The sequence below is a fragment of the Streptomyces mayonensis genome, assembly GCF_018982965.1.
Lineage (GTDB): Bacteria > Actinomycetota > Actinomycetes > Streptomycetales > Streptomycetaceae > Streptomyces > Streptomyces mayonensis.
Genome location: NZ_JACBYP010000141.1, coordinates 1 through 19,689, shown reverse-complemented (window position 1 = coordinate 19,689; position 19,689 = coordinate 1). Strand labels below are relative to the sequence as shown.

Genomic DNA, 19,689 nt, shown 5'->3' with positions numbered 1-19,689 from the left:
GATCACGAAGAACACGAACGACGTCACCAGATACAGCGTGCCGATCGTCTTGTGGTCCGTCGTCGTCAGCCACTTGATGCTCTTGAGGTTTCTCACGCCCCGCCTGTGTCCGCGCCGGGCGCGCACGTCACACTCGGTGGACGAGACGAGCGTCACGAAAACACCTGTGACGATCACGAGGGTGCCGGACAGATACGGGACATGAGCAACGACGAGATCTTCGCCGCTGCCTACCGTGAGCACTACTGGGCGGTCAGCCGCTATGTGGCGCGACGGCTGGACGGGCGCACGGGCGAGGTCGAGGAAGTGGTGGCGGAGGTCTTCACGGTGGCCTGGCGCCGCCGCGCCGAGCTGCCGCACACCCCGCTGCCCTGGCTCTACGGGGTGGCACGCAACTGTCTGGCCAACGCGGTACGCGGCCAGGGGCGCCGTCGGCGGCTCCTCGCCCGCCTCGGCAACGACGACGCCGCGCACGGCCGGCACCTCACCCGCGGCCCCGAGGCGGAGCCGCCCGGCGGCTGGGTGCACGAGGCCCTGGCCCGGCTCTCCGAGAAGGACCAGGAGGTGCTGCGGCTGACGGCCTGGGAGGAACTGGGCGTGGACGAGCTGGCCGTCGCCCTCGGCTGCGGCACCCGGGCGGCGTCGATGCGGCTGCACCGGGCCCGCGGCCGGCTGAGAACGGAGATCGACCGCATGAGTTCCCCGTCCGCCGCGAGCTCGCGCAGCGACCTGTCCGCCGCGAGGCCGCGCAGCAACCCGCCCGCGGCAAGCCCGCGAAGCAACCCGTCCGCTGCGAGCCCGCGAAGCACCCGGCCCGTTTCTCTCCCGGCGACCACCGGTGACGCCACCCCCGCGAAGGAACACGGCCATGGCTGACGAACTCGACCTGCTGCGCCGCGCCAACCCGGCGCCGTCCGACGCCCCGCCGTACGCCGACGGACCACTCGACCACCACGGCGAGGAGCACCTGCGCCGGCTGCTGCACGAGCCCGCCCCCGCCCGGTCACCCCTCGGGCGGTCCGGCCGCCGGTCCGCCCGCCCCCGTGTGCGCCTGGCCTGGGGTCTGGCGGCCACCGCCGTCGTCACCGTGATCGCGGCGGCCCTGCTGCTCGGCGGCGCGAGCGCCCCGCCGGCCGTCGCCGCGCCCCGCCCGCTCGTCGTGCACGCGGACGCCGCCCCCCTGTCCCTGGACCGGCTCGCCGAGCGCGCCGAGGCGGCCGCGGCCGGCGGCGGACCGGCCCTGCGCAGGGGCACGCACGTGCAGTCCTGGAGCCTCGGCATGTCGGACGACGCCCCTCCGGTCACCCTGCCCGAAGAACGCGTGGTGCGCTGGACGGCCGACGGCCGGCACACCGAGCTGGTCGTGGCCACCGACCCGCGCCGCCCGGGCCGCCCGGTCATCGGAGAGGACGAGGACGGCAACCCCACCCGGGTCGGGGACGGCCACGTCGTCAGTGACACGACGTACCCCCCGAGCTGGAGCGACGCCCCACCCGCGGCCCGCCCGCCGCACGACGCCGGAAGGCTGCGCGCCTACCTGGAGGAGGCCCGGCACACCGGCCCCATGGACACCGCCGAGCTGCTGGACGCGGCCGACATGCTCCTCGACCACTGGACCCTGGGCGCGCGCGAGTCGGCGGCGCTGGTCCGACTCCTCGCGGACACCGGCGGACTGCGGCCCGCCGGCCAGGTCACCGACCGCCTCGGGCGGCGGGGGCAGGCGTACGTCCACGAGGAGACCGGTGTGCGCCGCATGCTGATCATGGACCCGGACACCGGTGCGCTCCTCGGCCTGGAGACCACCTTCACCGAGGCACAGCCCGAGTACGGCGTCGCCGCCGGCGACGTCATGGAGTACAGCGCCTGGACCCGCTGACCCGGGCCGCCCGGCGGCTACTCGTCCCAGACCTGGATCATGGTCTGCTCGACGATCTCGCCGTCCCGCAGCGACAGCATCGACTCCGCGAGGACCCGCACCCCGTCCGGGTAGGTGCACTCCTCGCTGAACGCCGCCTGGTCGCCCTGGACCACGCAGCGTGCCATCCGGTGCGTCATGTCACGGCTGTAGACGTCGTCGAGCATCTCGGCGATCTCGTCCCGGCCGTGCAGGACCTTGGGGCGGCTCGGCTGGTCGTACCGGTCGACGACACGGACCTGCGCGTCCCGCGCGTACAGCGACAGCAGAGGTGCCGCCGTCTCTCCCTCGATGCCCCGGCGCAGTGCTTCGGTGTCGAAGCCGGGGCCTGCCGTGGTGCCCATGACGACCTCCTCGGAGGGGCCGCGGCCCGCGGGGGACGGGCCGCTCCGGCCCTCTCCTTCGAGCTTCCTCCGTTCCGGCGCCCGTGGCAACGGCACCCGTGGCACTGGTCCTCCCGGGTGAGCGGCGCCGACCGACCGTGTCCGCCCCCGGCGCACCGGCGTTGGTCAGGTCATGATCTCAACACGACGTATCGTCGCCGCAGTCGGGCTCGCCGCCGGTGTCACCGCCCTCGCCGCACCGATGGCGAGCGCGGCCGGCGCGAGCCCGCTCGGCACCGAGAAGCTCAGCGTGACGGACACCCTCGACTCGCTCGCGGTCGGTGACATGCCCGCCGAGGACCGCGCCCGGATGCCGCTGCCCTCCCAGCAGCTCAACCGCCTGAACGACCTGAACCAGCTCCAGCAGGTCACCGGACTGGTCTCGCCGGTCTTCGGCGCCGTCCCCGCCCTGGGCTGACGCCCGGCTCAGCCGCCCGCCGCCAGGAACTGGGTGGCCGCCAGCTCCGCGTACAGCGGGTCCGCGGTCACCAGTTCCCGGTGCGTCCCGACCGCCCGGACGCGCCCCGCGTCCATGACCACGATCCGGTCGGCCGTCGTCACCGTGGACAGCCGGTGGGCGACGACCAGCACCGTGGTCGTCCGGGCCACCTCGGCCACGGTGTCGCGCAGCGCCGCCTCGTTCACCGCGTCCAGCTGCGAGGTCGCCTCGTCGAGCAGCAGCAGGCGCGGGCGGCGCAGCAGCGCACGCGCGACGGCGACCCGCTGACGCTCCCCGCCGCTCAGCTTGGTGCCGCGGTGCCCGACCAGCGTCTCGAGACCGTTCGGCAGCCGCGCGACCAGACCGTCGAGACGGGTCGTCTTCAACACGGCCGTCACGTCCGCCTCGTCCGCCTCGGGGTTGCCCAGCAGCAGGTTGTCCCGCAGGGAGCCGGAGAGCACCGGGGCGTCCTGCTCCACGTAACCGATCGCGGCCCGCAGGGCGGGCAGTTCCCACTGCGCGAGGCTCAGGCCGTCGAGCGCGATCTCCCCCGAGCCGGGGTCGTAGAACCGCTCGATCAGCGAGAAGACGGTGGTCTTGCCCGCGCCGGACGGACCGACGAACGCCGTCATGCCCCGGGCCGGCACCTCGAACGTCACCCCGTGGTGGATGTACGGGAGATCGTCGGCGTAGCGGAAGCGGACGTCGCGGAAGGCGACGGACGCCGGCTGCGCCTCCGGTGACGGCAGCGGGGCGGGCCGGGCGGCCGGTTCCGCCGGCAGACGCAGCGCGTCCTGGATCCGGGCCAGGGCCGCCCGGCCCGTCTGGTACTGCGTGATCGCGCCGACCACCTGCTGTATCGGCGACATCAGATAGAAGACGAACAGCAGGAACGCGACCAGCGTCCCCACGTCGATCGCCTCCGTCGCCACCCGTGCCCCGCCCACCGCGAGCACCGTGATGAAGGCGATCTGCATCGCCAGCCCGGCCGTGTTGCCCGCTGCGGCCGACCACTTGGCGGCCCGTACGCTCTGCCGCCACGACTCCTCGGCCGCCTCGTGCAGCGCCCGTTCCTCCCGCGGTTCCGCCCCGGACGCCTTCACCGTGCGCAGCGCGCCGAGGATCCGCTCCAGCGCCGCCCCCATCACGCCGACCGCGTCCTGCGCCTGCCGGCTGGCGCGGTTGATGCGCGGCACGATCAGGCCCAGCACCGTCCCCGCACCCAGCACCACCGCCAGGGTGACCCCCAGCAGCACCGGATCGACCACACCCATCATCACCAGCGTCGCCACCAGCGTGAGCCCACCGGTGCCCAGACCGATCAGGGAATCGGTCGTGACCTCCCGCAGCAGGGTCGTGTCGGAGGTGATGCGGGCCATCAGGTCGCCGGGCTCGGTGCGGTCCACGGCCGTCACCCGCAGCCGCAGCAAGTACGACGACAGCGCGCGCCGCGCCCCGAGGACCACCGACTCGGCCGTACGCCGCAGGACGTACGAACCCAGCGCCCCCAGCGCCGCGTTGCCGACCACGAGCCCCGACATGGCCAGCAGCGCACCCGTGATGGCCCGGTCGTGCGCCAGGTCGTCGATCAGCTCCCGCGCCACCAGCGGCAGCAGCAGTCCGGCGGCTCCGGTGAGGAGCGAGAGCAGCGCCCCCGCGGCCAGAGCCCCGCGGTGCGGACGTACGTACGACAGGAGCAGCCGCCAGGCGGGCTGACCGGTCTGCGGATCGGCGGGGGTCACGACGCTCCTTCGGCACACGGACGAGGGACTCAGGCTACGTGGCCGCCGCACTGCTGGGCGCGGTGGCAGTCCCGGTCCCGCGAACAGCCCCGTCACCTGCCCTTTGGCGCGATCGACCGCGTAGGGTCGGGGCGGAACTGAACGGCCGAGGAAGGGGTCAGCAGCATGGCGCAGGAAGTACGCGGCGTGGTCGCGCCGGGCAAGGACGAGCCGGTGCGGATCGAGACGATCGTCGTGCCCGATCCCGGCCCGGGCGAGGCCGTCGTCAAGATCCAGGCCTGCGGGGTGTGCCACACCGACCTGCACTACAAGCAGGGCGGCATCAGTGACGACTTCCCCTTCCTGCTGGGCCACGAGGCAGCGGGCGTCGTGGAGTCGGTCGGCGCGGGCGTCACCGACGTCGCCCCCGGCGACTTCGTCGTCCTCAACTGGCGTGCCGTGTGCGGCAAGTGCCGGGCCTGTACGCGCGGGCGGCCCTGGTACTGCTTCGACACCCACAACGCCGAGCAGAAGATGACGCTCGCCTCGACCGGCCAGGAACTCTCCCCGGCCCTCGGTATCGGTGCCTTCGCCGAGAAGACGCTGGTCGCCGCCGGGCAGTGCACCAAGGTCGACCCGGCCGTCTCCGCCGAGGTGGCCGGTCTCCTCGGCTGCGGGGTGATGGCCGGCATCGGCGCCGCCATCAACACCGGCAACGTCGGCCGCGGCGACACCGTAGCCGTCATCGGCTGCGGCGGCGTCGGCGACGCGGCGATCGCCGGCTCCCACCTGGCCGGGGCGGCGAAGGTCATCGCCGTCGACATCGACGACCGCAAGCTGGAGACCGCCCGCTCCATGGGCGCCACCCACACCGTCAACTCCCGCGAGACCGACCCGGTCGAGGCGATCCGCGAACTGACCGGCGGCTTCGGCGCCGACGTCGTCATCGAGGCCGTCGGCCGGCCCGAGACCTACCGGCAGGCCTTCTACGCCCGCGACCTGGCCGGCACCGTCGTCCTCGTCGGCGTCCCCACGCCCGAGATGAAGCTCGAACTGCCCCTGCTCGACGTCTTCGGGCGCGGCGGTTCGCTCAAGTCGTCCTGGTACGGCGACTGTCTGCCCTCCCGCGACTTCCCGATGCTCGTCGACCTTCACCTCCAGGGTCGCCTGGACCTTGGCAAGTTCGTCACCGAGACCGTCGGCCTCGACCAGGTGGAACACGCCTTCGACCGGATGCACGCCGGTGACGTGCTGCGTTCGGTGGTGGTCCTCTGATGGCCGCCCGCATCGAACGCCTCGTCACCTCCGGGCAGTTCAGCCTCGACGGCGGCACCTGGGACGTCGACAACAACGTCTGGCTCGTCGGCGACGACCACGAGGTCGTCGTCATCGACGCCGCCCACGACGCCGACGCGATCGCCGAGGCCGTCGGAGACCGGCGCCTGACCGCCATCGTGTGCACCCACGCCCACAACGACCACGTGGGCGCCGCGCCCGCACTCGCCGAGCGCACCGGCGCCGTCGTCTGGCTGCACCCCGACGACCTGCCGCTGTGGCGGCAGACCCACCCCGACCGGGACCCGGACGCCTGGCTGACCGACGGCCAGGTCATCGAGGCGGCCGGCGCCGACCTGACCGTCCTGCACACCCCCGGTCACGCCCCCGGCGCGGTGTGCCTGTACGACCCCGGCCTCGGCACCGTCTTCACCGGCGACACCCTCTTCCAGGGCGGGCCCGGCGCCACCGGCCGGTCCTACTCGGACTTCCCGACGATCATCGACTCGATCCGGGACCGGCTGCTGGTGCTCCCGCCCGAGACGGAGGTCCGCACGGGGCACGGCGACCCGACCACCATCGGCGAGGAGGCCCCGCACCTGGAGGAGTGGATCGCGCGCGGGCACTGACCCGTCGTCCGCGCGGGCCTGCCGGGCCGGGGGACCCGGACACGTCCGTGTGACCTGCCGGACCGGCGGGACCGGACATGTCCCTGTGAACCGGCCGGAACGGCGGAAACGGACACGCGGAAAAGGTGACAGAAGATGTCCGGCTTCCCGGGCACTCTCGGTCACGGGGTCGTGGGAGCACGTCCCCGTCGTACGGGAGAGGAACGGGAAGCCGGACATGGCAGAGTCATCGAGGAAGCCGCTGACGGGCAAGGTCGCCCTGGTCGCCGGGGCGACCCGCGGCGCGGGCCGCGGCATCGCCGTCGAACTGGGCGCGGCGGGGGCCACCGTCTACGCGACCGGGCGCAGCACCCGCGCCCGGCGCTCGGAGTACGACCGCCCCGAGACCGTCGAGGACACCGCCGACCTGGTCACCGCGGCGGGCGGTCACGGCATCGCCGTACCCACCGACCACCTCGACCCGGCGCAGGTCGCCGCGCTCGTCGACCGCATCGCCCGCGACCACGCCCGCCTCGACGTCCTGGTCAACGACATCTGGGGCGGCGAGCACCTCTTCGAGTGGGACACGCCCGTCTGGGAGCACGATCTCGCGGGCGGCCTCAGACTGCTTCGGCTGGCCGTGGAGACCCACGCCGTCACCAGCCACCACGCCCTGCCGCTGCTGCTGCGCGGCCCCGGCGGACTGGTCGTCGAGGTCACCGACGGCACCGACGACTACAACCGCGAGCACTACCGCAGCTCCTTCTTCTACGACCTCGCCAAGACGTCGGTCCTGCGCATGGCCTTCGCCCTGGGCCACGAACTCCGCCCGCGCGGCGCCACGGCCGTCGCGCTCACCCCGGGCTGGATGCGGTCGGAGATCATGCTCGACCACTACGGTGTGCGCGAGGAGAACTGGCGCGACGCCCTCGACCGCGTACCGCACTTCGCCGTCTCCGAGTCGCCCCGCTACGTCGGCCGCGCGGTCGCCGCCCTCGCCGCCGACCCCGGCGTGGCCCGTTTCAACGGCCGGTCCCTCTCCAGTGGCGGCCTCGCCCGGGAGTACGGCTTCACCGACCTCGACGGCAGCCGTCCGGACGCCTGGCGCTACCTCGTCGAGGTCCAGGACGCCGGGAGGCCGGCCGACGTCACGGGATATCGGTGACGGGCGGGAGCGGCCGCCGGGCCCCGTGTCCCGGGGCCAGGGCCAGGTCCTCCCGTACGGCCGCGTAGTAGCCCTCGCGCGCGGCGCGCTGCCGCTCCAGCAGTTCCTGCCAGGCGTCGGGTTCACACACCGCGCCGCGCAGGAAGCGCTCCATCTCCAGCACCGTCGCGGCCCACGCCCGTGCCTTGTCCACCACGGTCCTGCTGCCCAGCATGAGCAGCGCCTCGGAGGCCGGATCGCGGTCGAGGGCGGCCTCGGCCTGGGCCGCGGCGGCCTCCCGGGGAGCCAGCGGGTGCGGGTGCGGGTCGTTGCCGAGGTGGGCGGCGATCCGGTAGGCGAGCGTGACGGAGGCCTTCAGGGTGCGGGCGTACTCCGTGTAGACCGTGAGTCTGCGCTCCTCCCAGCGCACCGCCGTCTCCTGGCGGAACCGCGCCCGGTCGCTGCGGACCACGGCGAGGTACGAACCGAGGGCGCCGACGACGACGCCGATCAGCGCGGGGAGTTGCTGCAGGAACACCGACATGGCCGCACGGTATCTGTCCCGGTGATCGCCCCGGCAGTACGGTCGTTCCATGACGGACACCAGGCGTTTCACCGGCCACGCGGTACTCGTCACCGGCGCCGCCCGCGGGATCGGCGCGGCCACCGCACGCCGGCTCGCCGCCGAGGGCGCCCGGGTGTTGCTGACCGACGTGGACCTGGACGCGGCGCGCCGTACGGCGGCGGACCTGGCCGGGTCCGGGGAACGGGGCTCCGCGGTCGAGGCGTTCGCCTGCGACGTGGGCGACCGGGCGTCCGTCGAGGCCGCCGTCGCCCGTGCCGTGGACACCTTCGGCGCCCTGGACGTACTGGTCAACAACGCCTGCGCCTGCGCCCCCGACGCCCCGCGCTTCGAGGACGAGCCGGACGAGGTCTGGGCCCGCGACATCGACGTCACTCTCACCGGCGCCTACCGCTGCTGCCGGGCCGCGCTGCCCCACCTGGCGGCCTCGGGGCGCGGTGCGATCGTGAACATCGGCTCGGTCAACGGCCTCCAGGACTTCGGCAACCACGCCTACAGCGCGGCCAAGGCCGGGCTGGCCTCGCTGACCCGCACCCTCGCCGGGCACGCGGCCCCGCGCGGAGTCAGGGTCAACCTCGTGGCACCGGGCACGGTACGTACCACGGCCTGGGAGGGGCGGGAGGCGGACCTGGCGGCGGTGCGCGGTCTGTATCCGCTGGGCAGGGTGGGCGAGCCGGACGACATCGCTGCGGCCGTCGCCTTCCTCGCCTCGCGCGACGCCTCCTGGATCACCGGCACCACGCTGGTGGTCGACGGCGGTCTGACCGCCGTCAACACGGGATTCCGGCGGGCCCTGGAGGAGCCCGCCGGGACGGACTGAGAGGGCCGGACGGTACGGACCGAGGGAAGCGGGCCCGTCCCGTCCTCGGACGGTGCCGGGGGCGAAGGCGTGTGCGGCGGAACACAGTCGACGGAACGAACTCGCCGGTGGACCTTGACAGATGAGAGAATCGACGTGACCAGTAACACGGTCCGATATGTCCGTTTGACTGGCGATTACTCACCTCGCCTTCACGTTCGGCGCCGTATGCTTCACAGTATGTCCACCACTGTTGAACCCTCCTCCGAGCGATCGGCTGCCGAGGTCAACGAGGAGATCCGGGCCCTGTGGCTCCGGTCGGGCGGGACACTGAGCGTCGAGCAGCGCGCGGAGTACCAGCGGCTGGTCATGGAGTGGGCCAACGCGGCACCCGAGCCCGTCGAGGCCGCCTGACCGCCGCCGGAGCTCCCCGGCGTCTCGGAGCACTCTGCCCGGCGTCCGTCCCCGCGAGGCGGGGACGCCCTTCTCGTGGCACCCCGGTCAGCCCCACGTCGCCGAGTACTGCCGCCGGTAGGCCTTGCGGTCGTGCTCGGCGCGGATCCACCGCGTGGCGACCAGGGCGATCAGGCTGCCCGCCACGACCAGCAGGCCCGGCCCGACGTTGCGGCGGTCCGTGAGGCGCGCGAGCAGCGTCCGGCCGTCCGCCCCCGTCACGGGCGCCGTCACTCCCGGCGCCGCGGCGCCCGGAGCGGCACCACCCGGTGCGGGTGACGAGGCCGCGGCACCCTGACCCGACTCCTGCTGCCCGGAGACGATCAGCCGGACCCCGAGCGCCTCCATGGCCTCCGGCAACGGCTGGAAGAACGTGGTACCACCCTTGCCGCAGTCTCCGTCGCCGCCCGACGTCACACCCAGCGCGACGCCCTCGGAGAACATCGGGCCGCCGCTGTCACCGGGTTCGGCGCACACGTCGGTCTCGATGAGACCGGTGACCGTTCCCTCCGGGTAGTTGACCGTCGCGTCCAGCGCCGTCACCCGGCCGTCGCGCAGTCCGCTGGTGCTCCCGCTGCGGAACACCCGCTGACCCACGGCCGGTGCGCCCGCCCCCGTGATCCGCACGCCCTTTCCGTCGCCCACCGCCACCACGTCGGCACCGTCCCCGGCCTTGCCGTTCGCGTACTCCACCAGCGAGAAGTCGTCCCCGGGGAAGCTGGCGGAGACGGTCTTGCCGACCTGCCGGTCACCCTTGTTGTCGCCGAACCAGACGGACCCGGTGGGCCCGCAGTGCCCCGCGGTCAGGATGAAGTCGTCCGTGCCGTCGGTCACGTTGAACCCCGCCGAACAACGACCCGCCGTGGACAGGATCGGCTGCGCCCCGTTCAGGCGCGTGGTGAACGTCCCCTCGACGCGCTCCATGCGGACGAAGTCGCCGATGCCCTCGGCGACACCCGTCAACCGCGACCAGTCGGACCCGGAGACCGTGCTGTCCCCGCGCACCACCACCTGGTTGGACCGGTAGTCGAGCGCCCAGGCCGTCCCCGTCACCCGGGGCGCCGCGCGCAGCGCCGAGGCCGCCGACCTCAGCTCCGACATGCTGTGCCGCACCAGCTTCGCCTCGGCGCCGGCCCGGCGCGCCGCCCCGGCCGTCTCGTCGTCGGTGACCGCCACGACCGGCCGCCCGTCGTCACCGACCCAGTGCCCCGCCGTGCGCTCGGCGCCCAGCCGCGCCACGATGCCGGCCCCGGCGCCGGACGCGCCCTGCGCCAGGGTGTGCGGGGCGGTGGAGGCGTCCGGGGGCTCGCTCGCCACGGCCCGGGTGACCATCGTCCCCCCGAGCAGCAGTCCGCCGACGGCCGCCAGCCGTGCCGCTCGCCGGACGATGCGTCGTCGTGCGTGCCTCATGCGTGCGCTCCCGAAGCCGAACACGCGGTGCCGTCACCGCGGGGGCCGCCGGACGTAGGCCGCCCTCCTCCCATACGCGGCCCGGCCCGAGAACGTTCACCGGCCCGCACCGGCCCGAGAACAGACACCGGCCGGCGGACGCTCACCGGGCCGCGCGTGCGGTGCCCCGCACGCGTTGTGGCCCCGTGGGGTCCAGGACAAGGGCTGCGCGGCGACGCCGACGGAAGGACGTGCTGCGCGCGAGCGGGCTGGGCGAGGGCACCTCAACGGTGCCCACGGTGACAAACGGAGCCGGTGCCCGGAGTCCCTCCGACGTCCCGGGCCCTAGACTCCGGGAGCATGGACGACGACGCGTCACCGGCCCGCCTCGGCGGCGGCAAGTACCTGCTGGTCACCACCTACCGCAAGAACGGCACACCGGTCGCCACCCCCGTATGGGTCGTGCAGGACGGCGACGCCCTGGGCGTCTGGACACCCGCCGACTCCTGGAAGGTCAAGCGCGTACGCAACCGCGCCGACGTCCTGGTCGGGCCCTGCGACGTGCGCGGCAGGCCGACCGGTGACCAGGTCCCGGGGCGGGCCGAGATCCTCGACCCGGCCGGTACGGACCGCTACCGGCGGCTGCTCGCCCGCAAGTACGGCATGGTCGGCCGCCTCACGCTTCTGGGCAGCCGGCTGCGCCGAGGGGCCGACGGCACCGTCGGCATCCGCATCACGCTCGCGCCCGGACCGGCGGGGGAGTGACCGGCCCTCGGGTCCACCCTCAGGTCCAGGCCCGGTACGGCTCGTCGACCAGTTGGAAGACCGGCTCGCCCCGCACCGGGTCCTTGGCCGTGGACAGGCGCACCCGGTCACCGCTGTGAATGCCGATGAGCGGGCCCATCACCCGGCCCCGCAGCACGAAACCCTCGGCCATCTCTATGAGTGACACGTTGCGCGCGGCCGGGGTGTTGCGGTGCACCACCGTGGCGTGGCGGACCGTGCCCGTGCCCTCGCTGCGCTCCGTGCGCAGCTCACTGCCGCGGCAGACCGGACACAGCACCCGGTGGTACATCGCGGTGTTGCACCAGGTGCAGCGCTGGAAGTAGACCGCCTCGGCGTCCGGTGCCTTCGCGTCGAGCAGGCCCGTCGCGGCGCCGGCCGCCTGCCGAGCGGTGCTTCCTGAGTGGTGGTACACGCTGGTCAACTCCCTGCGCTCGGGCCGGAATCCCACGTGCGCGGTCCGCGGGCACGCGTGTGCCCGGCCGTCGTGCCGCCGTGCACGCACCACAGCGTATGGCACGCAGTGCCACGCGTAAAGGCACTCCGTACCCTCAATCGGTCGTGCACGTCAGCGTTCCGGTCGCTCCCGCGCCCTCGTTCAGTCGCCGGCGAAGGCCGTCTCGATCTCCCGGACGACCTGCCACAGCGGTGTACCGCGCCGCGCGGCCACGACCACCACGTCCTCGGGTGTCCCGCCCCGCGGCGGCGCGGGCGCGTCCCCGAAGACGGACTGCGCGTACCCCAGCGCGTGGTCCACGGCGGCGCCCGCGTCGTCCCGGCCCTGTGAACGCAGCCAGGAACGCAGGGCGTTGTTGTGCGCCGCGACCACGGCCGCCGCGATCACGTCGGCGTGCAGGACGGCGTCCGGCCGGCTGCCGAGGCGGGTACGCAGGTAGCGGGCGAGGGCGTGCTCGTAGCGCCACACCACCGACAACTCGTAGGCGCGCAGCCCGGGGACCTGCTTGGTGAGGTGGTAGCGCTGCACCGAGAACGCCGGGTTCTCGGCGTACATCCGCAGCACCAGCCGGGCCGCGTCGCAGACCTGCCGCACCGGGTCGGCGTCCTCGGGGGCTGCGGCGAGGAAGGCCTCCATGTCGGCCAGGCAGCGTTCGTGGTCGGGGAAGACCACGTCCTCCTTGGACGGGAAGTAGCGGAAGAAGGACCGCCGGCCGACGCCCGCCAGCGCGACGATGTCGTCCACGGTGGTCTGTTCGTACCCGCGTTCCAGGAACAGCCGGAACGCCGCCGCGACCAGCGCCTCCCGCATCGGGGGCCGGGCCCCGGCCGACTCCGTCCCGGCCCCGCGGCGGGGCGCCGCACTGCTGGTGCTCATGGAGGGGAACGTAGCAGTTCGCCGCAGGCGTGGCACTGAGTGCAAGGGAGAGAGGGAACCGGGTGCGCTCGTCGCCGCGGGCGCCGCCGGGCCCTCTCCTGGCCGGAACGCGCCGACCGGAGTTGCCCACCGGAGTGCCGACGGGCGGACGACGTCGCGCGACAGGCCTTAGCATGGCCGCCATGGCTGCTCTGGACGGCTTCCTGGACCGGCTCGACCCCCACATGTGTGTGGTCACGGCTGCGGTGGGCGGGGAGCGGGCCGGGTGCCTGGTGGGCTTCCACTCGCAGTGCTCCCTGAACCCCGTCCGGTACGTCGTGTGGCTCTCCGACGTCAACCACACCTTCCGGGTGGCCCGGTCCGCCGAGGTCCTGGCGGTCCACCTGCTCGCCCGTGAACGGTACGGGACGGCCGAGCTGTTCGGCGGGCGGACCGGTGACGAGACCGACAAGTTCCGGCGGACCGGCTGGCGGGAGGGGTACGGCGGGGCCGCCGTGCTGGACGACGCCGAGGCGTGGTTCGTCGGCCGGGTCGTGGAGCGGACCGACGGGGGCGATCACGTCGGACACGTACTGGAACCGGTCGAGTGGGGCGGGCGCGAGGGGGCCGGTGGAGCACTGCTCAGGCTCGCCGACGCCCGGACGATCCGGCCGGGGCACCCCGTGGAGTGACGCGGAGTGACGCGGAGTGACGCGCGTGCCGCAGGCCCTTGCCGGATCAGCGACCGGCGGCCCCCTGCTCGGCCAGCGCGTCGGTGACCGCCCGCACGCTGCGCGCGATGTGCTGCAACTGCCCGATCTCCGCCGCGTACAGCTTGATGGTGTGCTCGATGACGGACTCGTGCAGGCCGAGCCGCGGCAGGTCCGCCCGGGCGGTCTGCAGGGCGGTGCGGGCCACCCGGATCTCGTGCTGGACCTGGATCTGCGCGTGCCGGGCGAGCAGCACGGGGTGCCGGATCAGGGCCGGGTAGCCGGCGTAGCGGGCCGGTACCAGTTCCCGCAGCCACTTGGCCGCCGAGCGTTCCCAGTCGTAGCTCCCGGGGGTCTTGACCTGGCACGGCCAGTCCGGACTGATGCGCGTCGTCGTCAGGGGCATGGTCATCGCTTCCGGGTGTGGTGCACCGTCGGCCGGGTGGGCGACGGGTGGGGGTGGTCCCGGTCCGGGGGACGACCGGGATCGTGGCGGGCGCTCGCGCAGGCGATGCCCGTCCGGAACGCCCCGGTGCGCCGTAGCGGGCAGGAATCGGCGGCCGGGATGTGTTCGCGGCAGGTGTGAGCGCGCACCGGGACGGCCGGGTCGCGATCCGTGAGCAGTATTTATATATGCCATCCGGTTTGCAAGGCGTATGAAAACATTCATGTCTGCTTTGACGGGGAAGACCCCCTTGCGCCGACCAATCCACACACGCGTGAACGGTCCGCGGGAGGAGCGGTCCGCTCAGTCCCGCAGGAAGAAATGCTGCTGGTCGGCCACGTGTTCGTACTCCTCCAGCCGGGCCTGTGTCCGGCCCGGATCGGCGTCGGTCATGGCCTGGAGCAGCGCCGCGCACATCACGCCGGGCGCCGCGTAGGAGTCGAAGACCAGCCGCGACCCGGTGCCGGTCGCGAACGTGACGTCGGCCTCGTCCGCGAGGGGCCCCAACGCCAGGTCGGTGATGAGCGCCACCTTGAGACCGGCACCCCGTGCCACCCGGACCGCCCCCAGCGTCTCGTGGGCGTGCCGGGGCATGGAGAACGCCAGCACCCAGGCGCCGCCCGCCTCCCTGGACTGGAGCAGCGCGTCGTACGCGACGGTGCCGCCGCGGGTGACCAGGCGCACGTCGGGGTGGACGCGGCGGGCGGCGTAGCCGAAGTACTCGGCGAGCGAGACCGAGATGCGCAGCCCGAGGACGGTCAGCGGCGCCGAGGCGGCCAGCTCCCGGCCGACCTCGATCACCCGGTCCGCGTCGGCGAAGTCGCGCCGCAGGTTCTCCAGGTTCTCGATCTCGGCGTCCACGGCGGCCTGCAACTCGTTGCCCCGGTTCAGCTCCGCGGCCGTCCCGCCCCGACCGCCGAGCGCGATCGACTGGAGCTGTTCCCGCAGCGCCGGGTAACCGGTGAAGCCGACCGCCGAGGCGAACCGCGTCACCGACGGCTGGCTCACCCCGACCCGGTCGGCGAGGTCGGTGATCGACAGGAACGCCGCCTCGTGGAGGTGCTCGATCAGGTACTGCGCGATGCGCCGCTGGCCCGGGGAGAGCCGGGGCCGGTCGAACAGGGTCCGCAGCCGGGACGTGGGGGAGACCTCCTGGGCCGGGGCCGCCCGCCCCGAGGTGATCGCCGATGCCTGAGCACGTGCCTGCTGTGGCGACGGCACGGGTGCGCCTCCCTTGTCTCCCATGTCTCCCACGGGGTCAACATAGCTCACCCACCGTGGTCGGCCGGGCGGTACGGCGGACCACGGACGGCGTGGATAGCACCGCGCCCACCGGGAACCCGCCGCCACGAAAGCAATCACGGGCGCAGGACAGCCCGACGACCCGGACGAGGAGCCCGCCGACATGACCGTCCCGGAAGAGAACCGGCCGAAGACCGACACCACCGACGAGGTCCTGGAGCAGCCCCCGGAGGACACGCCCCGCCCGCCCGGCGGCACCGGCCGCACCATGCGCGAGGCCCTGGAAGAGGCACACGTCCGCCCCGACGACTACGACGAGGAGTGACCGCGCCGCGCCAGGACGACGGACACACCACGAGAATTGCGTACCACGAACTCATGTACCGCGAAGGCGGGTACGGCGAACGGTATGTACCACGAACGCCATGTACCGCGAAGGCACGTACCACGAACAGCACGTACCACGAGCGACATGTACGGCGAACGGTACGTAACGCGAACGGCAGATACCACGAGCGTTGCGCAGCACGGCGACGCGGACCACGAAGGGTTCGTCACGAGTAACGCCACACCACGACCGCCACCCCTCAGGGGACGGCCACCTTTCCGGGGACGGCCACCCGTCCCCGGACACCGCCACGGGTCCACGCACGCCGGACACCGGGCGTCCTGATCACGCGGGAGCGCCGGCACCCCGGTCGCCCAGCACCTCCGCCGACACCACCAGGTCGGCCCGGTGCCGGGTCGCCGCGACGGCGTCGGCGTTGCGGCGGTCGGGGCCGTGCGCCCAGGCGCGGGCCTGCTCGGGCGACTTGCCGAACCTCTCGTGCCGGGCCACCAGCCGGCGGAGCCGCTCCGCCTCGTCCAGCTCGCAGAACCACACCTCGTCGAGGAGCGCCCGCACCCTCGGCCACGCGCCGGTCTCCAGCAGCAGGTAGTTGCCCTCCGTCACCACCAGCCGCGCCGACGGCGGCACCGGCACGGCACCGGCCAGCGGCTGCTCCAGTACCCGTTCGAAGCCCGGGGCGTACACGGTCTCCCCGTCCGCCTCCCCGTCCGCCTCCCCGTCCGCCTCCTCACGCAGCCGGCTCAGCAACGCCGCATAACCGCCGGCGTCGAAGGTGTCCGGCGCGCCCTTGCGGTCCCGGCGGCCGAGCCGGTCCAGCTCGGCGTCGGCGAGGTGGAAGCCGTCCATCGGCACGTGCGCCACCCACGGCTCGCCGCCGCCGTTCAGCTCCCGCACCAGGTGCTCGGCGAGCGTCGACTTGCCGGCGCCGGGACTGCCCGCGATGCCCAGGATCGCGCGCCGCCCGCCGACGGACAGGGCCCGGGCGCGAGTGAGGAGGCCGTCGAAAGCGGCAGGCGATGTGGCAGGCGTTGCGGGAGGCACAACGCACAGTGTGTCACCCGATGGGAGTCGCCGGGGCGGGGAACTGTGGGGAGTATGAGCACGCAGCTGGGACTTCCCGACGACATCCGGGCCTGCCTCTTCGACCTCGACGGGGTCGTCACCAGGACCGCGGTGGTGCACGCCGCCGCCTGGAAGGAGACGTTCGACGCCTTCCTGCGCGAACGCGACGGCGCGGACTTCCGCCCCTTCACCGACTCCGACTACGACGAGTACGTCGACGGCCGCCCCCGCGCCGACGGCGTCCGCTCCTTCCTCGCCTCCCGCGGCATCGAACTGCCCGAGGGCGACCCGGACGACCCCCCGGACGCGGGCACCGTCAACGGCGTCGGCAACCGCAAGAACGCACTGCTCCTGGAGAAGATCCGCACCGACGGAGTGGAACCCTACGAGGGCACACTGCGCTACATCGACGCCGTCCGCGCCGCCGGTCTCGCCACCGCGATCGTCTCCTCCAGCGCCAACACCCGCGACGTGCTGCGCTCCATCGACGCCGAGCGGCTGTTCGACGTACGGATCGACGGGGTGGTGGCCCGCGAACGGAGACTGCCGGGCAAACCGCACCCCGACACCTTCCTCGCCGCCGCCCGCGACCTCGGCGTCGAGGCGTCCCGCGCCGCCGTCTTCGAGGACGCGCTGGCCGGCATGGACGCGGGCCGCTCCGGGCACTTCGGATACGTCGTCGGCGTCGACCGCGTCGGCCAGAGCGACGCCCTCTACGCCCACGGCGCCGACCGCGTCGTCAAGGACCTCGCCGAACTCGGAGGCCGCGCGTGATCACCAACCGGACCTACACCGTCGAGCCGTGGCGCGTGCGCGAGACGGCCCTCAACCTGGACCTCCTCGCGCAGAGCGAGTCCGTCTTCGCCCTGTCCAACGGGCACGTCGGCTGGCGCGGCAACCTCGACGAGGGCGAACCCCACGGCCTGCCCGGCAGCTACCTCAACGGCGTCTACGAACTCCACCCCCTGCCCTACGCCGAGGCGGGCTACGGCTACCCCGAGTCGGGCCAGACCGTCATCAACGTCACCAACGGCAAGCTGCTGCGGCTGCTGGTCGACGACGAGCCCTTCGACCTGCGCTACGGCCGGCTCCACAAGCACGAACGCACCCTGGACCTCAGGCGCGGCGTCCTGGAACGCAGCTGCGAGTGGACGTCCCCGGCCGGCACGACCGTCCGGGTGCGCTCCACCCGCCTGGTCTCCCTCACCCAGCGCGCCATCGCCGCCGTGCAGTACGAGGTCGAGCCCGTCGACAGCCGCACCCGGGTGGTCATCCAGTCGGAACTCGTCGCCAACGAGAGCCTGCCCGACCCCGACGGCGACCCCAGGACGGCCAAGGCCCTGCAGTCCCCGCTGGAGCCGGAGGAGGACCTGGCGGCCGGGTCGCGGCTGCGCCTGGTCCACCGCACCCGGCGCAGCGGCCTGCGGGTCGCCGTGGCCGCCGACCACGCCATCGACGCACCCGCGGACATCACCACCAGCAGCGAGAGCAACGCGGACGTGTCCCGCCTGACCGTCACCTCCGTCCTGGACCCGGGGCAGCGGCTGCGCGTGCAGAAGACGGTCGCGCACGGCTGGTCGGGTGCCCGCTCCCGGCCCGCGATGAGCGACCAGGTCGAGGCGGCGCTGGCCGCCGCCGCACACGGCGGCTGGGACGGTCTGGTGGCCGAACAGCGCGACTACCTCGACGACTTCTGGGCCAGCGCCGACGTCGAGGTGCACGGCGACGAGGAGATCCAGCAGGCCGTTCGCTTCGCCCTCTTCCACGTGCTCCAGGCCGGGGCGCGCGCCGAACAGCGGGCCATCCCGGCCAAGGGCCTGACGGGCTCCGGCTACGACGGGCACGCCTTCTGGGACACCGAGATGTTCGTGCTGCCGTTGCTGACCTACACCGCCCCCAAGGCCGTCGCCGAGGCACTGCGCTGGCGCCTGGCCACCCTGCCAGCCGCCCGGGACCGCGCCACCCAGCTCGGACTGCGCGGCGCCGCGTTCCCCTGGCGGACCATCGACGGCTCGGAGGGCTCGGCGTACTGGCCGGCCGGCACCGCCGCCTTCCACGTCGCCGCCGACATCGCGCACGCCGCGGTCCGCTACACGGCCGCCACCGGCGACACCGTCTTCGAACGCGACACCGCGGTCGAGCTCCTGGTGGAGACCGCCCGGCTGTGGCGCTCCCTCGGCCACCACGACCACCACGGCGTCTTCCACATCGACGGCGTCACCGGGCCCGACGAGTACAGCGCCGTGGTCGACGACAACACGTACACCAACCTCATGGCGCGCTCCAACCTCCTCGCCGCCGCCGACGTGTGCGAACGCCACCCGGACGAGGCGGCCCGGCTCGGCGTCGACGAGGAGGAGAGCGCCGCCTGGCGGGACGCCGCCGAGGCCGTGCACATCCCCTACAACGACGAGATCGGCGTCCACGAGCAGCACGCGGGCTTCACCCGGCACCAGCGCTGGGACTTCGCCGCCACCGGCGCCGACCAGTACCCGCTGATGCTGCACTTCCCCTACTTCGACATCTACCGCAAACAGGTGATCAAGCAGTCCGACCTCGTACTGGCCATGTACACGTGCGGCAGCTGGTTCGACGCCCACTGCGACGACGACCAGAAGGCCGCCAACTTCGCCTACTACGAGCCGCTGACAGTCCGGGACTCCTCGCTGTCCGCGTGCTGCCAGGCCGTCGTCGCCGCGCAGACGGGACACCTGCGTCTGGCCTACGACTACGCCGCCGAGGCCGCCCTGATGGACCTGGCCGACCTGGAGCACAACACCCGCGACGGGCTGCACATCGCCTCGCTGGCCGGTACGTGGATGGCGCTGGTCGCCGGGTTCGGCGGCACCCGCCGGGTCGGAGAGAGCCTGAGCTTCACGCCCCGGCTGCCCGAGAAGTTCAGCCGCCTCGCCTTCCGGCTCCAGTTCCGCGGCCGGTGCCTGCGCGTGGAGATCGGCTCCGACAAGGCGACGTACACCCTGCTGAGCGGCGATCCCCTGACCATCCGGCACCACGGGAGCGAGGTGCACATGAACGGGGACGGCCCGGTCACCCTCGCCGTCCCCGCGCCCCTGCCC

21 protein-coding genes and 1 pseudogene are annotated in these 19,689 nt (G+C 73.3%); 13 read left to right on the top strand and 9 right to left on the bottom strand.

The window, feature by feature from the left end:
- Positions 1–201: 201 nt before the first annotated feature.
- Both HZS56_RS33365 and HZS56_RS33360 read left to right on the top strand, forming a co-directional pair.
- Positions 202–714 (top strand): annotated as a pseudogene (locus tag HZS56_RS33365) (RNA polymerase sigma factor); the annotation flags it as partial.
- Positions 715–868: 154 nt separating this feature from the next.
- Positions 869–1,876 (top strand): CU044_5270 family protein, encoded by a 1,008-nt coding sequence (locus HZS56_RS33360; protein ID WP_216724562.1) that lies wholly within the window; start codon positions 869–871, stop codon positions 1,874–1,876.
- A 17-nt stretch (positions 1,877–1,893) separates the two neighbouring features.
- Here HZS56_RS33360 and HZS56_RS33355 read toward each other — a convergent pair whose 3' ends face one another.
- A complete protein-coding gene (locus HZS56_RS33355; protein ID WP_216724561.1) occupies positions 1,894–2,259 on the bottom strand; it encodes a nuclear transport factor 2 family protein in 366 nt (121 codons plus the stop codon).
- A 172-nt stretch (positions 2,260–2,431) separates the two neighbouring features.
- Here HZS56_RS33355 and HZS56_RS33350 point away from each other — a divergent pair, with 172 nt between their 5' ends.
- On the top strand, positions 2,432–2,716 hold the full coding sequence (locus tag HZS56_RS33350; protein ID WP_216724560.1) for a hypothetical protein: 285 nt from the start codon (positions 2,432–2,434) through the stop codon (positions 2,714–2,716).
- Between the two features lie 8 nt (positions 2,717–2,724).
- Here HZS56_RS33350 and HZS56_RS33345 read toward each other — a convergent pair whose 3' ends face one another.
- Positions 2,725–4,479, bottom strand: coding sequence for an ABC transporter ATP-binding protein (locus tag HZS56_RS33345; RefSeq protein WP_216724559.1), 1,755 nt, complete (start codon positions 4,477–4,479; stop codon positions 2,725–2,727).
- A gap of 165 nt (positions 4,480–4,644) precedes the next feature.
- Between HZS56_RS33345 and HZS56_RS33340 the strand changes: the two genes are divergently transcribed.
- The 3 genes from HZS56_RS33340 to HZS56_RS33330 all read left to right on the top strand — a co-directional run bounded on the left by HZS56_RS33340 (position 4,645) and on the right by HZS56_RS33330 (position 7,506).
- Positions 4,645–5,733, top strand: coding sequence for an S-(hydroxymethyl)mycothiol dehydrogenase (locus HZS56_RS33340; protein ID WP_216724558.1), 1,089 nt, complete (start codon positions 4,645–4,647; stop codon positions 5,731–5,733).
- Positions 5,733–6,362: an MBL fold metallo-hydrolase gene (locus HZS56_RS33335; RefSeq protein ID WP_216724557.1), complete on the top strand. Its 630-nt coding sequence runs from the start codon at positions 5,733–5,735 to the stop codon at positions 6,360–6,362. The genes HZS56_RS33340 and HZS56_RS33335 overlap by 1 nt, the downstream gene beginning before the upstream one ends.
- 217 nt (positions 6,363–6,579) lie before the next feature.
- Positions 6,580–7,506 carry an SDR family oxidoreductase gene (locus HZS56_RS33330; RefSeq protein ID WP_216724556.1) on the top strand — a complete coding sequence of 309 codons (927 nt, stop codon included), beginning with the start codon at positions 6,580–6,582 and terminating at the stop codon, positions 7,504–7,506.
- Here the strand turns inward: HZS56_RS33330 and HZS56_RS33325 are convergent.
- Entirely contained in the window at positions 7,490–8,029 is a 540-nt protein-coding gene (locus tag HZS56_RS33325) for a hypothetical protein (protein WP_216724555.1), read from the bottom strand. The genes HZS56_RS33330 and HZS56_RS33325 overlap by 17 nt on opposite strands.
- 49 nt (positions 8,030–8,078) lie before the next feature.
- On the opposite strand from HZS56_RS33325, the gene HZS56_RS33320 reads away from it, so the two are divergent.
- Together HZS56_RS33320 and HZS56_RS33315 are read left to right on the top strand one after the other, a co-directional pair.
- A complete protein-coding gene (locus HZS56_RS33320; RefSeq protein WP_216724554.1) occupies positions 8,079–8,888 on the top strand; it encodes an SDR family NAD(P)-dependent oxidoreductase in 810 nt (269 codons plus the stop codon).
- 207 nt (positions 8,889–9,095) lie between these two features.
- Complete coding sequence (locus tag HZS56_RS33315; RefSeq protein WP_216724553.1) at positions 9,096–9,281, top strand: hypothetical protein; 186 nt, start codon at positions 9,096–9,098, stop codon at positions 9,279–9,281.
- An 87-nt stretch (positions 9,282–9,368) separates the two neighbouring features.
- Here the strand turns inward: HZS56_RS33315 and HZS56_RS33310 are convergent, their stop codons facing one another.
- Positions 9,369–10,730, bottom strand: coding sequence for a S1 family peptidase (locus tag HZS56_RS33310; protein WP_216724552.1), 1,362 nt, complete (start codon positions 10,728–10,730; stop codon positions 9,369–9,371).
- Positions 10,731–11,069: 339 nt separating this feature from the next.
- On the opposite strand from HZS56_RS33310, the gene HZS56_RS33305 reads away from it, so the two are divergent.
- Complete coding sequence (locus HZS56_RS33305; protein WP_216724551.1) at positions 11,070–11,474, top strand: PPOX class F420-dependent oxidoreductase; 405 nt, start codon at positions 11,070–11,072, stop codon at positions 11,472–11,474.
- Between the two features lie 19 nt (positions 11,475–11,493).
- Here the strand turns inward: HZS56_RS33305 and HZS56_RS33300 are convergent, their stop codons facing one another.
- Together HZS56_RS33300 and HZS56_RS33295 are read right to left on the bottom strand one after the other, a co-directional pair.
- Complete coding sequence (locus HZS56_RS33300) at positions 11,494–11,907, bottom strand: Zn-ribbon domain-containing OB-fold protein (RefSeq protein ID WP_216724550.1); 414 nt, start codon at positions 11,905–11,907, stop codon at positions 11,494–11,496.
- A gap of 183 nt (positions 11,908–12,090) precedes the next feature.
- Positions 12,091–12,825, bottom strand: a complete 735-nt coding sequence (locus HZS56_RS33295; protein WP_216724549.1) for a TetR family transcriptional regulator — start codon at positions 12,823–12,825, stop codon at positions 12,091–12,093.
- 182 nt (positions 12,826–13,007) lie between these two features.
- On the opposite strand from HZS56_RS33295, the gene HZS56_RS33290 reads away from it, so the two are divergent.
- Complete coding sequence (locus HZS56_RS33290; protein ID WP_216724548.1) at positions 13,008–13,496, top strand: flavin reductase family protein; 489 nt, start codon at positions 13,008–13,010, stop codon at positions 13,494–13,496.
- A 46-nt stretch (positions 13,497–13,542) separates the two neighbouring features.
- Here the strand turns inward: HZS56_RS33290 and HZS56_RS33285 are convergent, their stop codons facing one another.
- Both HZS56_RS33285 and HZS56_RS33280 read right to left on the bottom strand, forming a co-directional pair.
- Positions 13,543–13,926 (bottom strand): hypothetical protein, encoded by a 384-nt coding sequence (locus tag HZS56_RS33285; protein ID WP_216724547.1) that lies wholly within the window; start codon positions 13,924–13,926, stop codon positions 13,543–13,545.
- Between the two features lie 336 nt (positions 13,927–14,262).
- Entirely contained in the window at positions 14,263–15,180 is a 918-nt protein-coding gene (locus tag HZS56_RS33280; RefSeq protein ID WP_308408221.1) for a MurR/RpiR family transcriptional regulator, read from the bottom strand.
- 184 nt (positions 15,181–15,364) lie between these two features.
- Between HZS56_RS33280 and HZS56_RS33275 the strand changes: the two genes are divergently transcribed.
- The gene (locus HZS56_RS33275; RefSeq protein ID WP_216724546.1) at positions 15,365–15,526 is read left to right on the top strand and encodes a hypothetical protein; all 162 of its coding nucleotides are present in this window, start codon (positions 15,365–15,367) and stop codon (positions 15,524–15,526) included.
- Positions 15,527–15,874: 348 nt separating this feature from the next.
- Here HZS56_RS33275 and HZS56_RS33270 read toward each other — a convergent pair whose 3' ends face one another.
- Positions 15,875–16,591 (bottom strand): nucleoside/nucleotide kinase family protein, encoded by a 717-nt coding sequence (locus tag HZS56_RS33270; RefSeq protein ID WP_216724545.1) that lies wholly within the window; start codon positions 16,589–16,591, stop codon positions 15,875–15,877.
- 54 nt (positions 16,592–16,645) lie between these two features.
- Between HZS56_RS33270 and HZS56_RS33265 the strand changes: the two genes are divergently transcribed.
- Together HZS56_RS33265 and HZS56_RS33260 are read left to right on the top strand one after the other, a co-directional pair.
- Positions 16,646–17,386 carry a beta-phosphoglucomutase family hydrolase gene (locus HZS56_RS33265; protein WP_216724544.1) on the top strand — a complete coding sequence of 247 codons (741 nt, stop codon included), beginning with the start codon at positions 16,646–16,648 and terminating at the stop codon, positions 17,384–17,386.
- On the top strand, positions 17,383–19,689 hold a 2,307-nt coding region (locus HZS56_RS33260; protein ID WP_216724543.1), incomplete at its 3' end, for a glycoside hydrolase family 65 protein. The genes HZS56_RS33265 and HZS56_RS33260, both read left to right, overlap by 4 nt.

Coding starts and splice junctions, on each gene's coding strand:
- HZS56_RS33360 (WP_216724562.1), top strand. CDS start 869: ATGGCTGACGAACTCGACCTGCTGCGCCGCGCCAACCCGGCGCCGTCC.
- HZS56_RS33355 (WP_216724561.1), bottom strand. CDS start 2,259: ATGGGCACCACGGCAGGCCCCGGCTTCGACACCGAAGCACTGCGCCGG.
- HZS56_RS33350 (WP_216724560.1), top strand. CDS start 2,432: ATGATCTCAACACGACGTATCGTCGCCGCAGTCGGGCTCGCCGCCGGT.
- HZS56_RS33340 (WP_216724558.1), top strand. CDS start 4,645: ATGGCGCAGGAAGTACGCGGCGTGGTCGCGCCGGGCAAGGACGAGCCG.
- HZS56_RS33335 (WP_216724557.1), top strand. CDS start 5,733: ATGGCCGCCCGCATCGAACGCCTCGTCACCTCCGGGCAGTTCAGCCTC.
- HZS56_RS33330 (WP_216724556.1), top strand. CDS start 6,580: ATGGCAGAGTCATCGAGGAAGCCGCTGACGGGCAAGGTCGCCCTGGTC.
- HZS56_RS33325 (WP_216724555.1), bottom strand. CDS start 8,029: ATGTCGGTGTTCCTGCAGCAACTCCCCGCGCTGATCGGCGTCGTCGTC.
- HZS56_RS33320 (WP_216724554.1), top strand. CDS start 8,079: ATGACGGACACCAGGCGTTTCACCGGCCACGCGGTACTCGTCACCGGC.
- HZS56_RS33315 (WP_216724553.1), top strand. CDS start 9,096: ATGCTTCACAGTATGTCCACCACTGTTGAACCCTCCTCCGAGCGATCG.
- HZS56_RS33310 (WP_216724552.1), bottom strand. CDS start 10,730: ATGAGGCACGCACGACGACGCATCGTCCGGCGAGCGGCACGGCTGGCG.
- HZS56_RS33305 (WP_216724551.1), top strand. CDS start 11,070: ATGGACGACGACGCGTCACCGGCCCGCCTCGGCGGCGGCAAGTACCTG.
- HZS56_RS33295 (WP_216724549.1), bottom strand. CDS start 12,825: ATGAGCACCAGCAGTGCGGCGCCCCGCCGCGGGGCCGGGACGGAGTCG.
- HZS56_RS33290 (WP_216724548.1), top strand. CDS start 13,008: ATGGCTGCTCTGGACGGCTTCCTGGACCGGCTCGACCCCCACATGTGT.
- HZS56_RS33285 (WP_216724547.1), bottom strand. CDS start 13,926: ATGACCATGCCCCTGACGACGACGCGCATCAGTCCGGACTGGCCGTGC.
- HZS56_RS33275 (WP_216724546.1), top strand. CDS start 15,365: ATGACCGTCCCGGAAGAGAACCGGCCGAAGACCGACACCACCGACGAG.
- HZS56_RS33265 (WP_216724544.1), top strand. CDS start 16,646: ATGAGCACGCAGCTGGGACTTCCCGACGACATCCGGGCCTGCCTCTTC.